At 64.4% G+C, this 12,007-nt stretch carries 12 protein-coding genes; 4 read left to right on the top strand and 8 right to left on the bottom strand.

Annotated elements, in window-relative coordinates:
* Positions 1-82: 82 nt before the first annotated feature.
* Positions 83-346, bottom strand: coding sequence for a ferredoxin family protein (locus tag M3P27_07500; GenBank protein MDP9268159.1), 264 nt, complete (start codon positions 344-346; stop codon positions 83-85).
* A gap of 78 nt (positions 347-424) precedes the next feature.
* Positions 425-2,458 (bottom strand): aconitase family protein, encoded by a 2,034-nt coding sequence (locus M3P27_07495; protein ID MDP9268158.1) that lies wholly within the window; start codon positions 2,456-2,458, stop codon positions 425-427.
* A gap of 106 nt (positions 2,459-2,564) precedes the next feature.
* Here M3P27_07495 and M3P27_07490 point away from each other — a divergent pair, with 106 nt between their 5' ends.
* Positions 2,565-3,974, top strand: a complete 1,410-nt coding sequence (locus tag M3P27_07490; protein MDP9268157.1) for a rhomboid family intramembrane serine protease — start codon at positions 2,565-2,567, stop codon at positions 3,972-3,974.
* Positions 3,975-4,001: 27 nt separating this feature from the next.
* Here M3P27_07490 and M3P27_07485 read toward each other — a convergent pair whose 3' ends face one another.
* The 6 genes from M3P27_07485 to M3P27_07460 form a co-directional block, all read right to left on the bottom strand.
* Positions 4,002-4,988, bottom strand: coding sequence for a DUF1684 domain-containing protein (locus tag M3P27_07485; GenBank protein ID MDP9268156.1), 987 nt, complete (start codon positions 4,986-4,988; stop codon positions 4,002-4,004).
* Positions 4,985-5,599 (bottom strand): hypothetical protein, encoded by a 615-nt coding sequence (locus M3P27_07480; GenBank protein ID MDP9268155.1) that lies wholly within the window; start codon positions 5,597-5,599, stop codon positions 4,985-4,987. Before M3P27_07480 ends, M3P27_07485 begins: the two co-directional genes overlap by 4 nt.
* Before the next feature lie 13 nt (positions 5,600-5,612).
* Complete coding sequence (locus M3P27_07475) at positions 5,613-6,455, bottom strand: inositol monophosphatase (protein MDP9268154.1); 843 nt, start codon at positions 6,453-6,455, stop codon at positions 5,613-5,615.
* Between the two features lie 94 nt (positions 6,456-6,549).
* On the bottom strand, positions 6,550-6,828 hold the full coding sequence (locus M3P27_07470; protein ID MDP9268153.1) for an RNA chaperone Hfq: 279 nt from the start codon (positions 6,826-6,828) through the stop codon (positions 6,550-6,552).
* Positions 6,829-6,856: 28 nt separating this feature from the next.
* A complete protein-coding gene (locus M3P27_07465) occupies positions 6,857-7,909 on the bottom strand; it encodes a VWA domain-containing protein (GenBank protein ID MDP9268152.1) in 1,053 nt (350 codons plus the stop codon).
* A gap of 85 nt (positions 7,910-7,994) precedes the next feature.
* Positions 7,995-8,747 carry a molybdenum cofactor biosynthesis protein MoaE gene (locus M3P27_07460; protein MDP9268151.1) on the bottom strand — a complete coding sequence of 251 codons (753 nt, stop codon included), beginning with the start codon at positions 8,745-8,747 and terminating at the stop codon, positions 7,995-7,997.
* A gap of 25 nt (positions 8,748-8,772) precedes the next feature.
* On the opposite strand from M3P27_07460, the gene M3P27_07455 reads away from it, so the two are divergent.
* From M3P27_07455 to M3P27_07445, 3 genes are all read left to right on the top strand, one after another.
* A complete protein-coding gene (locus tag M3P27_07455) occupies positions 8,773-9,357 on the top strand; it encodes an enoyl-CoA hydratase/isomerase family protein (GenBank protein MDP9268150.1) in 585 nt (194 codons plus the stop codon).
* A 151-nt stretch (positions 9,358-9,508) separates the two neighbouring features.
* On the top strand, positions 9,509-11,122 hold the full coding sequence (locus tag M3P27_07450; protein MDP9268149.1) for an acyl-CoA carboxylase subunit beta: 1,614 nt from the start codon (positions 9,509-9,511) through the stop codon (positions 11,120-11,122).
* Positions 11,119-11,988 (top strand): hydroxymethylglutaryl-CoA lyase, encoded by an 870-nt coding sequence (locus M3P27_07445; GenBank protein MDP9268148.1) that lies wholly within the window; start codon positions 11,119-11,121, stop codon positions 11,986-11,988. Before M3P27_07450 ends, M3P27_07445 begins: the two co-directional genes overlap by 4 nt.
* The last annotated feature ends 19 nt before the right edge of the window (positions 11,989-12,007 follow it).

Below are 12,007 nucleotides of genomic sequence, written 5' to 3'. Positions count from 1 at the left end.
TTCGTGACCTTCGTGGTTAAGAAAACGCGGTCAAAAAGAAAACGCGCAGCCCCATCGCGAGGCTGCGCGTCAAAGCTGAGCGCTAGGTGCGGCCGAAGTATTCGGCGTTGCGCGCGGTGAAGCTCTTCCACTTCTCCGGCAGGTCATCGAGCGCGAAGATGGCGGAGACGGGGCACACCGGCACGCACGCGCCGCAATCGATGCACTCGACCGGATCGATATACAGCATCTCTTCGCCACCGTGGCGCGGGTCGTCCTTCTTGGGGTGGATGCAATCCACGGGGCAGGCATCGACGCAGGCAGTGTCCTTGGTGCCGATGCAGGGTTCAGCAATCACATAGGCCATAGGGGTTTCTCAGAAAGAAGATAACAGCGCTTCAGGACCGCCCATTCTAACAAATCCCCGATTCCTGACAAGCTGCCATTACGCGCCGACCAGTTCCTTCGCCTCGGCCGGCTGGTACTCGGTGATGTATCCCGCGACCGCGCTCGCGGCGACCGTCAGCGGCGAGGCCAGGTACATCTGTCCCGGGCCGGAGCGTCCCGGAAAATTGCGGTTCTGCGCGCTGATCACGATCTGGTCGGGACGCGTCGAGACGCCCGGGCCGGCATTGATGCACGCGCCACAACTCGGCTCGATCACGATCGCGCCCGCTTTCTGGAAGATGTCCAGATATCCCTTGCTGATGGCGTAATCGCGCGTCTCCTGCGAACCGAACTGGATATAGAACTTGGTGGACTCAGCGACGCGCTTGCCCTGCTTGAGCGCGTCTGCCAGCACGCGCGCGTACATGTCCATGTCTTCATTCTTGCCGGCGGTGCAGGTGCCGCCGTAAGCGATCTCGACCGGCACCGGCGTGTGCAGCTCGCGGACCGCCTTGCCGTTGCCGGGATCGCCGGGCGTCGCCACCATGGGATGAATGTCGCTGGCGTTGATGTCGATGACGTGCGCGTACTCGGCGCCCGCGTCGCTGGTCAGGCCCTCGAGCATGCGCTCGACCTCGTTACGGTCCAGGCCGCGGCGTTCGACGAGGAAGTCGACCACCTTGTCATCTGGAACAACTACGCCGGTGAAGCCGCCGATCTCCGCCGCCATGTTCGTCATGGTGGCGCGCTCGTCCACACTGAGCGTTGCGATGGCCTCGCCGCCATACTCCATGACTTTCGCAAGGGCCTTGCCGCTCTTGATGTAATCCATGGCCAGCAGCACCAGGATGATGTCCTTGGCAGTGACGTTCGGCTTCAGCTTGCCGCGCACATTCACGCGCACCGATTCGGGCACCTTCACGCGCACGTCTTTCGTGATCCACGAATTGAAGACGTCGGTGGTGCCGATGCCGAAGGCGACGCATCCGACCGCGCCGACGTGCGGCGTGTGCGAGTCGGAGCCGACGTTGAGCTGGCCCGGCAGCGCGTAGCTCTCCGTGATCACGGAGTGGCAGATGCCTTCCGAACCCTTGCGGTCGGTCAGTTCGCCGTGCAGCTTGATGCCCTGCTTCTTGGCGAAGTCACCCTGCTTGAGCTTGAGCTGGCCGGCAAGGTCGAGCAATCCCATCTTTTTCTTCTCTTCCGAGATGACCTCGTCGAGGAACGTGAGGTGGTCGCGGAAGAAGATGATGCTCGCCGGATCGTTGACCTTGGCATCTTTACCAACGTAGCGCTCAAAAAAGATGGCAGCCATCGGCGTCACGTACTCGTGCGAGAAGCGCAAGTCGGTGCGCGCAAAGCCGGTGTCGCCAGGCTGGACGGCAGCGACGCCGGGCGTGCCCTGCTCGTTGATCATGTGGCGCGCGAAAATCTTTTCGGAGATGGTCATGGGGCGCGCGGCCGTCTTCAGCGGCGGCAGGAAGACCTTCTTCTGCAAGCGCGCGACGTTGAACGGGAACAGCCCGCCGTACTCGATGACCTGGCGCGTGATCTCGTCTTCGCCCGCGGTGAACTTCGCCAGCGGCACTTCTTCGCTGCCGCGCACTTTATCGATGAGCGAGAAGTCGGTGGAGGTAAGCACGCCCAGGTTCTGGCAGTTCTGCTTGTAGATACGCTCGATGTTCTCCGCGATCACCAGCTTGATGCCGGCGGACATCTCCGCATATGGCGATTGCTCGCGGCTCGATCCTTTGCCGCGCCGCTTGCCGCTGACGGCGGCCACGAACCCGCCACGCTTCACGTCGCCACGGCCGATGGGCGTCTCGGTGCCGCACTTCAGCCCCAGGTACGGGATCTCGCCCAGCGTCTCGTCAAAGTAAAAGCAGTAGTGCGCCGGCGTGATCTCGTCGGTGGAGATATCGTCGCGCAGCTTGGGATTGTTCGCCGGATCCTTCGTGTCCCAGGGCAGGTCTTCACCCGCGAGCTGCCGCTTGATCAGCTCGGGGTCCTCGGTGAGGAACAGGATGCGTCCCTCGAACCGCACATGGTCCGGGCGCTTATGGATCTCGCGGCTGAGAAGAGGATTGTCCACCCACTGATTTTAGCAAACGCCTGCCCCAGATGCGTTTCGGTGCGGTGTGTTACATTCCGCTTCTGCACCCTACGTCATGGCACAGTGCAAGCGTTGCGGTACCAAGATGTCGCGGTTCTCGCTCGGGGGCCTGAAGGAGATCTGCCCCGAGTGCGAGAAGCAGATGGCGCCCTACCGGGCGCAGGCGGCGGCGATCCCGTCCGCGGTCGCGGCCGCCACCCCCGCCGTCACGCTCACCCTGCTCGTGCTCAACGGGTTGTATTTCATCGTGATGGTCGCCTCCGGCGTCTCGCCCTTCGAGCCGGACGGCCTGCAGATCCTGCGCTGGGGCAGCGAATACGGCCCGCTCACGCTCGGCCCGGAACCCTGGCGGCTGTTCACCTGCATGTTCATTCACATCGGCGTCATCCACCTGCTGTTCAACATGTGGTGCCTGTGGGACCTGGGACGGATGGCGGAAACGCTCTACGGCCGCGCCGCCTTCCTCGCACTCTATCTCGCGTCCGGCGTCTGCGGCTCGTATCTCAGCCTGGCGTGGAATCCGCTGCGCGGCAGCGCGGGCGCTTCGGGCGCGATCTTTGGCGTCGCCGGCGCGCTCATCGCGGGATACAAATTCGGGAACCTCGCCATCGATCGGGTGGCGATCCAGAAGACGCTGCGCAGCGTGGCCCTCTTCGCCTTCTACAACCTCGTCATCGGACTGGGCGGCAACATCAACAATATGGCCCACCTCGGCGGACTGATCGGCGGGCTCGCCATCGGCTTCGCCTTCACGCGCTTCTTTCCGCCCCGTTCGGAGCGGTACGAGCGGGCGTTCCTTCCCCTGCTGGGCGTGATCGTCGTGGCATTGCTGCTGGGATATTTCGGACTGCGCCGGATGAAAAGCGACGTGCTGGCTTATGGCCAGGCCGACCTCGCGCTCGAGCGCGACGATTGTGCGACTGCGATGCCGCTGCTCGCGCAGGCGATGGAAAAACGTCCCGCCCAGGCGGACGTGCATCGGGCACTTGCCTTCTGCTACGAAAAGTCAGAACGCGTGGGCGACGCCGTCCGCGAATACCGGCGCGCCGTCGAGCTCGACGCCACCGACGCTTACTCCTGGAACCGCTTGGGCTGGCTCACGCTCGATAAGGATCCAGCCCAGGCCGCCGACGCGTTTCGTGCCGCGCTGCGCGCCGATCCCAAAAGCGTGGAAGCGCACCAGGGACTCGGGCTGGCGTTGGTCGATAGCGGCCACGCCGGCGAAGGGCTGAAAGAGCTCGAGCAGGCCGCTGCGTCGAGCCCCAGTGAACCCAAGGTCCTGCACGCGCTGGCCTACGCCTATCGGAAGCTGGGACGGCCCGCGGACGAGATCAAGCCACTCACCCACCTCGCCGAGCTCACGCCCAACGATCCGAAGGTGCACGCCGATCTGGCGGACGCCTATGAAAAGCTCGGCGATATGCCGAGCGCCACGCACGAGCGGCAGCTCGCGAAACAGCTGGAAGAAAAGCAGGCGGGAACGCCGGCGCGTTAGCCCAGATAGGATTTAGCGGAACGAAGTCTACCGCTTCTCGTATTTCTCGCCCGCCTCGATCGCGACCTTCAACTTATTCTCCTGCGGCGGCAGCGGACACGTCGCGTACGGCGTGAAGCCGCACGGCGGCGTGAATGCCTGGTTGAAGTCCAGTATGACCTTGCCGTCCTTGGGCATGGCGGAATAAAGATAGCGGCCGGCGCCGTATGTGGACTTCCCGCTGGTCCCGTCCGCAAAGATGAAGAACAGCCGGTCGCCTTCCGCCACAGCGCGCAGCGTGACCGTCTGCCCGCCGGTTTGCCCGCCGGTTTGCCCGCCGGTTTGCGCACCGGTTTGCTCACCGACGACGAAGCGCGCCAGGCCGGGACTCTCATACTGCATCACATCGTTGAGCACATTCATCACCGGGATCTTCCTTCCCGGGGACGGCACCCAGTCCGCCGTGACGCGCCACTGCATATCGAGCGGGAAGGTGGGGACACCTTTGAACGCGCGCAGCGCGGGACTATCGAGATCGCGGAGCCGCAGGCCGACGCGCTCGCCACGGTCGCCTCGAACGATCACGTGCATGCGCAGCGTGCCCAGCCCAAGGACGGTCGGCGGGCCGGGTGGCTGCGGCAGCATCGCTGTCTCGCGTGCCCCTGCCTCGCGGATGCGCTTGCCGTTGACCGTCGCCGCCACTCCGGGCGCAAGTCGCACGCTCACTTTGCCGCCTTCGTTCTTCCCAGACCCCATGACCAGCACGCCCGCGTGCGCCGGCCCTTTCGGAAGCACGATGGCATTGTCGCTGGCGCTGCCGAAGGTGCTCTCGCCCGGTTTCAGCCAGAACAGTCCGCTGAGCGGCAGCCACTCACTGCGCAACTCGGCGACCCGGTCGTGTCTCCACTTTGCCACTTCGCGAAGATATCCGGGATCGGGCTTCGCAACGGCCTTCGACGCAGCCGAGCCGGCGGCAGCGCATACGCCCAGCACCCAAACTCCAAGGATCAATCCGGCGCTGTGGACCTTCCTCATTCCCGCATCACCTCGGGCTTCTCGCGGACGGCGCTGCCCACGCGCTGCGCGACCCGGTCCAGCAGTTGCTGCACGGTTGGTTCTTCCGGCATGTTCTCCTGGGCGCTGACCGAGCTTTGCACGATGGGCTTGAGGTTGCCGGAGCGGAGCAGCGCAAACTCCACGCGCGCGATGGTTTGCAATTCTTTCTCGCTGCCCGTCAACTCCGCCGGGGGGCGTGTCAGATCTTCGATCGACTCGCGCCGCGTCTTGAAGTCGGCGACGTCACGCAACTCGGCCAGCGTGACGTAAAGAGTGAAGTCGCAACGCTGATCGCGTGGCGCTGTGTCCACCCCGCCGGGTGTCTCGCCGGCGATGGCCACCGCCTCGATCCTGCGCTGGTCGGCGGCTTTCTTCGACGGCTTGTTGCGGCTGAGTTCCTTCATCAGGTGGTCGCGCTGCAGCGGGAGACTCACCGAGCGCCGCGCCAGGTTGCGGATCTGCGCCACGCAGACGCGGATCGCCGGTTGCTTCCCCGACTCTTCTTTTTTGTCTTTTTCCTGCGCCCCCACGCTCGCGCTGAAAGCACTGAGCGTCAGGACGACAGTCAGAACCATCGCTCTCTTTTTCATCGCCACTCCTTCATTACCGCGGTTTGCGCGCGGCCGCATACTCGACCGCATCCGGCAGTCCCTCGACGCGCCCTTCCAAGATGGCGCGGAACTCGGCGAGCAAGGCCGGGTGCAACACACCATTTGACGCGCAGACCTCGCGGCTGGAGATATCAAATGGCGCATCGCTGAAATCCGTGACCTTGCCGCCGGCCTCTTCCACCAGCAGCACGCCGGCAGCGGTGTCCCAGGGATTGAGGTTGAACTCCCAGAAGCCGTCGACGCGTCCGCTGGCCACGTTTGCCAGGTCGAGCGCGGCGGAACCGGCGCGGCGCACGCCGTGCGTCCGCAGCGTGATCTGGTGGTAGAAGTGGATGTTCGGATTCTTGTGCCGCTTGTGGCTGGGGAACCCGGTCGCGACCAGCGCTTCGCTCAGCTTCGCCGTCTTCGATACCGCGATGCGCTCGCCGTTGAGCCGGGCGCCGCCGCCTTTCTCCGCCGCGAACAGCTCGTCGCGCGTGGGATCGTAGAGCACGCCGGCAATGCGCTCGCCTTTGTGTTCCAGCCCGATTGAGACGCAGAACACGGGAAAGCCGTGCGCGAAATTCGTGGTGCCATCGAGCGGATCGATGTACCACTTGAAGTCGGCGCCGGTCTCGGTGCGCGTGCCTTCTTCTCCCAGGATGTCATGCTTCGGAAAGCGCTCGCGGATGCGTCCCACGATCAGCGCTTCGGACTCGCGGTCCGCCACCGTCACCAGGTCCACGTCGCCTTTGTATTCGATCTGGACCTTGGCCTTGGCCTTGAAGTGCCGCATCAGCAACGCGCCGGCCTCGCGCGCGATCTGCTCGATGAAAGGAAGGAAGTCGCCGGACATGAGGGGAGCCACCCGGAGCTCAAGACAAAGACAGTCTAAAGCAAACGCAGGCGGCCCCGCCGGGCGGGACCGCCTTCTCGAACCTCGACGCCGCTCAGCGCCTACGCCCAGTCTCTTCCGAGATGTACATGATGTCGTGCTTGAAAATGAACAGGTTGGGCTGGCCATCGCGCGTCAGGCGGATCATGCGCTGGTCGTAGTACTCGACCCAGCCGCGTACGACCTCGCCATCAAGCAGCTTCACCGCCACTGGCGTCTGCTTCTCGCCCAGGGCTTTGAGGTACTGCGCTTCCTGCCCGGTCTCATCCGGTGGTGGCAGCTTCGATTTGGTGGTGCTCCGCGAGGTCAAAGGGTTCGGATTGCGGAAAGCCATGGCCGCATTCTACCCCAATCGCCCAGCCTCAATGCGGACGCGAAATGTAGTACCCCGTCCGGTGCCGTGCGCGCATCTGGTTCAAGTCGTCCGCCGCAGCGCCGCCCGCTGCCGGCGCCGGCGCTAATGTGACGGCGAGGCGGCGGAAGTCTGAATCCGCCTGGCGCGCCTTGGGATAGAAGCCGAGCAGGTATTGCGTGCGCAACTGCTCGCTGATCTGCCGGAAGACTTTATCGAGTTCGGGCAGCGACTTGGCGTAGTAGTAGCGTCCGCCGGTGTCTTCGGAGAACTGGATGAGCGCGTGCTCGCCGCCGGTGTTGCGTCCCGCGCTCGATTCGATGGGGACGACGATGATGGAATAGATGATCGCCTCCGATTCTTGCGCCGCGCGCAGCGCCTGCTGGTAATCCACCTGGCTCATGGTGTCGCCGCCATCGGTGATGACGACCAGGACTTTGCGGCCCTGGCGCTTGGCTAGCGCCTCGCTGGCGAGGAACACGGCGTCAAACAGTGCGGTCGCCGAGCCCACATGCACGCGGTCGATGCCGCGGTCGATGGTGCGCAGGTCCGAAGTGAAATGGACAAGCTCGTCCACCTGCTCGGAGAACTGGTAGAGCGAGAGTGCGTCCTGCCGGCGCATGATCTCGTGGATGAAGCGCCGCGCCGACTCCAGCTCCAGCTTCAGGCTGGTGCGGACGGAGAGGCTGGAATCGACGGCCAGCACGATGGAGAGGGGCAGCTCCGATTCCTTGGCGAAGACGCGAATGTCCTGCGGCACGCCATCTTCGGCGAGCCGGAAGTCATCCTTCACCAGGCCGCCGACCGGCGCGCCGTGCGCGTCCGTCACCGTCACGTAGACGTTCACCAGCTTCACGTCCACTTTGAAGGTGGGCTGCGGGTCGCCTTTTTGTTCTTCCGTCTTCTGGGTGTAGACGGCGGGAGGGTTGCCCTGACTGTTGCTTTGCGGGGCGCTGTCTTGGGTGTTGTTTTGAGCGCCGTCCGGAGCGTCATTTTGCGCGACGCCCGGCAGCACCAGCGCGAGCAGAACTGTAGCAACAGCGAAATGGCGGCAGGTTTTCATTCGCAGGTCTTCATTATGAGTTGGTGGATTGGAGATTTAGATGCAACTGGCAGTCGATCGGCCACTCCGATCGCCCTTTTGCGCTCTATTTCGCGCCCTTTCCGGCAGTTGGGATCGCTTCCGGGAACGCCTCGCCGGGGGCCCACACCGCGCCGTCCGCGAAGAACTCCTTCTTCCATATGGGCACGGTCTGCTTCAGCGTGTCGATCAGCCAGCGGCAGGCTTCGAAGGCCGCAGCGCGGTGCGCTGAGAACACAACGATCAGCACGCTCGACTCTCCGATCTCGAGCTTCCCCAACCGGTGGACGATGGCCACATTGCGGATGGCGAACTTCTGCCGCGCCTCCGCCGCCAGCTGCTCTAACTGCTTGAGCGCCATCGGCTCGTAGGCGTCGTACTCCAGATACTTCGTCTCGCGTCCGCGCGAATGATTTCGAACTATGCCGTCAAAAATAACGACCGCGCCATCCTCCGGACGCTCCAGCTTGGGAACGATGTCGTGCGGCACGATGCGCTCGCGCTGCATGCGTACCAGTGGTTCGCCAGGCGGCGCCTTCGGCGGCGCGCCTCCGGAGACCGGAGGCAGCAAGGCGATCTCGTCGCCATCCTTCAATCGGCTCTCCACCGGCGCGAACTCCTGGTTGATGGCGACGGCGGTGGCCGCGAGGTAGTCGGTGAGCTTCGGCCATTGCTGCTCGCATTCGGCCAGCGCGTCGGCAAGGCGCGCACCGTCCGCGAGCGTGAGCCGCTGCTCGCCGCCGCCGGCGATATCTTTCAACATCCCGAAGAAAAGCACGCGCACCTGCACGGAAAGAAGGATACCGGAGTTGCCGCGCATCGCGCGTGCATTTAGGCTGCCGCCAGTGGCACACCTGGTAGACATCCAAACGCGCGCTGGCGGAGCCACACTGCTGCGCATAACGGAGGGCGAGACCAACCGGCTCTCGCGCGCGGCCGTCCTTGCGTTGACCACTGCGCTCGAAGGCCTGCAACGCGCGCCAGCGCCCCTCATCATCACCGGCAACCAGCACTTTTTCTCCGCCGGCGCCGACCTCAACCAGGTCGCCGCGCTCACCGCCCCCGCCGCCTACGAGTTCGCGCGCATGGGACAGCGCCTCATGCGCCTGGTCGACCACTTCCCTGCTCCCGTGATCGCGGCCATCTCCGGATACTGCATGGGCGGCGGCCTCGACCTCGCCCTCGCCTGCGACCGCCGCATCGCCGCCCCCAACGCCATCTTCGGACACCGCGGCGCGGCCCTCGGACTGATGACGGGATGGGGCGGCACCCAGCGCTTGCCACGTCTCATCGGGAAGGCCCGCGCGCTGCAGATGCTCGTTGCCGCGGAAAAACTCCACGCCCAGGACGCGTTGCGCATCGGATTGGTGGACGCGATCGCCCCAGACCCAATCGCCGCCGCAGTAGCCGCCGCCGAGCTCGCCACTTAAACTCGCAAACCAGCACCGCGTTGCGCCCCCGCGAAGCGTCATTTAACCTAGCTGGTTTCCCGCGGACCCCATGGCCGAACACACGCACACCGCCGCCGACAACAAGCTTCCCACGCACGTCGACGCCACCTCGGCGCGCTTCGAGAAGAACATGCGTGCCATGGCCGACCTCGTCTCCGTCGTCCATAACCAGGAAGAGAAGGTGCGCGAGGGTGGTGGCGCGAAGGCGATCGACGCGCAGCACGCCAAGCAGCGGCTGACCGCGCGCGAGCGCATCGCGCTGCTGCTCGATCCCGGCACCACGTTCTTCGAGCTTGGCCTCTACGCCGCTTACAAGATGTATGAGGAGTGGGGCGGCGCGCCCGCGGCTGGCGTGGTCACCGGCGTCGCGCGCGTGCAAGGGCGCCTCTGCATGCTCATCGTCAACGACGCCACGGTGAAGGCCGGCGCCTTCTTCCCCATGACGGCGAAGAAAGTGATCCGCGCGCAGAACATCGCCATCGACAATCACATTCCCACCATCTACCTGGTCGATTCCGCCGGCGTCTTCCTGCCGCTGCAGGAAGACGTCTTTCCCGACCAGGATGATTTCGGCCGCGTCTTCCGCAACAATGCGGTGATGTCGGCGATGGGCATCCCGCAGATCGCGGCCATCATGGGCATGTGCGTCGCCGGCGGCGCCTACCTGCCGCTGATGTGCGATCACATCCTGATGACCGAAGGCAGTGGCCTCTTCCTCGCCGGACCGGCGCTGGTGCAGGCGGCCATCGGCGCAAAGTATTCTGCCGAAGAGCTGGGCGGCGCGAAGATGCACTCGCAGATATCCGGCACGGTGGACTTCCGCGAGCCCAACGACGAAGCTTGCATCGCGCGCATCCGGTCGCTGGTAGACAAGATCGGCCACAAACGGGCTTCGCTCTTCGACCGCAAGAAGCCCGAGCCGCCTGCCTATTCCGCGGAAGAGATCTACGGCATCTTCGATGGCGACCCGGCACGCCAGTACGACACCAAAGAGATCATCGCGCGCCTGGTCGACGGCTCGCGCTTCGACGAATACAAGCCCGAGTACGGCGAGACGCTGCTCTGCGGATACGCGCGCATCGGCGGCTTCGCCGTCGGCATTGTCGCCAATCAGAAGAAGCACGTGCACCAGATCGACCACAACGGCAACAAGCGGGTGGAGTTTGGCGGCGTGATCTACACCGAGTCCGCCGAGAAGGCCGCGCGCTTCATCATGGACTGCAATCAGAACCTCATCCCGCTGGTCTTCCTGCACGACGTCAACGGATTCATGGTAGGCCGCGACGCGGAGTGGAGCGGCATCATCCGCGCCGGCGCCAAGATGGTGAATGCCGTCTCCAATTCGGTGGTTCCAAAGATCGCCGTGATCCTGGGCGGCTCCTTCGGCGCCGGCCACTACGCCATGTGCGGCAAAGCCTACGACCCGCGCTTCATGTTTGCCTGGCCCACGGCAAAATACGCGGTCATGGCAGGGACCTCCGCCGCCGGCACGCTGGTCGAGATCAAGGTCAAGCAGCTCGAGCGTGGCGGCAAGAAGCTGAGCGAAGCCGACCGCAAGAAACTCTTCGACGAGGTGAAAGCTACCTACGACGAGCAGATGGACCCGCGCTACGGCGCGGCGCGCCTGTGGCTCGATGCCATCGTCGATCCGCTGGAGACGCGCGCGGCGATTACCATGGCGCTCGAGGCCGCAGCCCTGAATCCGGAGATCAAAGATTTCAAGGTCGGAGTGCTGCAGACATGAGTGTGAAACTCATCGAGTGTCCGCGCGACGCCTGGCAGGGATTGAAGGGCCAGATCCCCACCGACCTGAAGGTGGCGTACTTGCGCGCGCTCATCGGCGCCGGCGTCAAGCACATTGACGCGGTCTCATTCGTCTCGCCCAAGGCGGTGCCGCAGATGGCCGACTCCGAAGACGTCCTGCTGCAACTCGATCCGTCCGACGATGTGGAGATCATCGGCATCGTGGTCAACGAGAAAGGGGTCGAGCGCGCCATCAACACCGAAGCGGTGCGCACGCTCGGCTTCCCTTACTCCGTCTCCCCCACTTTTCTGGAACGCAATCAGAAGCAATCGATCGAGCACGCCGTCGACGAGCTGGAAAAAACCAAGAAGATGGCGGACGAAGCCGCGCTCGAGGTCGTGGCGTACATCTCGATGGCCTTCGGCAATCCGTACGGCGACGTTTGGACGGTCGAAGAGGTCACCGAAGCCGTGGGCATCGTCGCCGATATGGGCATCGAGATGATCTCATTGGCCGACACCATCGGCATGGCCACGCCCGACCAGATCAGGGCGCTGTGCGAGCCGGTCGCGCTGCGCTACGACCACGTCGAGGTCGGCGTGCATCTGCACAGCCGTCCGGAGAACGCCGCCGCGAAGGTTCTGGCAGCGTACGATGCCGGCATCCGGCGCTTCGATTCTGCCCTGGGCGGTCTCGGCGGATGTCCTTTCGCGCAAGACATGCTGGTCGGCAACATCCCCACCGAGACGGTGATCGAGGCGCTGGCACAGCGCGGCGAGGCCAGCCCGTACAGCAAGTCGCTCGAAGCGGCGCTGAAGATGTCCACCGAGATCGGAACGAAATACGCGATGGAGGTGAGGCACTGAATCCCGAATCAAAGACGCC

This window comes from Acidobacteriota bacterium, from assembly GCA_030774055.1.
Taxonomy (GTDB): Bacteria; Acidobacteriota; Terriglobia; order Terriglobales; family Acidobacteriaceae; genus JACPNR01.
Note: the sequence above shows the minus strand (reverse complement) of the source record. Positions and strands in the feature narration are given on the sequence as shown.

Bases quoted from the DNA above. Each gene is read 5' to 3' on its own strand.
- M3P27_07460 (MDP9268151.1), bottom strand. From the start codon at position 8,747: ATGCGCGGCAACTCCGGTATCCTTCTTTCCGTGCAGGTGCGCGTGCTT.
- M3P27_07470 (MDP9268153.1), bottom strand. From the start codon at position 6,828: ATGGCTTTCCGCAATCCGAACCCTTTGACCTCGCGGAGCACCACCAAA.
- M3P27_07445 (MDP9268148.1), top strand. From the start codon at position 11,119: ATGAGTGTGAAACTCATCGAGTGTCCGCGCGACGCCTGGCAGGGATTG.
- M3P27_07465 (MDP9268152.1), bottom strand. From the start codon at position 7,909: ATGAAAACCTGCCGCCATTTCGCTGTTGCTACAGTTCTGCTCGCGCTG.
- M3P27_07500 (MDP9268159.1), bottom strand. From the start codon at position 346: ATGGCCTATGTGATTGCTGAACCCTGCATCGGCACCAAGGACACTGCC.
- M3P27_07480 (MDP9268155.1), bottom strand. From the start codon at position 5,599: ATGAAAAAGAGAGCGATGGTTCTGACTGTCGTCCTGACGCTCAGTGCT.
- M3P27_07475 (MDP9268154.1), bottom strand. From the start codon at position 6,455: ATGTCCGGCGACTTCCTTCCTTTCATCGAGCAGATCGCGCGCGAGGCC.
- M3P27_07485 (MDP9268156.1), bottom strand. From the start codon at position 4,988: ATGAGGAAGGTCCACAGCGCCGGATTGATCCTTGGAGTTTGGGTGCTG.
- M3P27_07450 (MDP9268149.1), top strand. From the start codon at position 9,509: ATGCGTGCCATGGCCGACCTCGTCTCCGTCGTCCATAACCAGGAAGAG.
- M3P27_07490 (MDP9268157.1), top strand. From the start codon at position 2,565: ATGTCGCGGTTCTCGCTCGGGGGCCTGAAGGAGATCTGCCCCGAGTGC.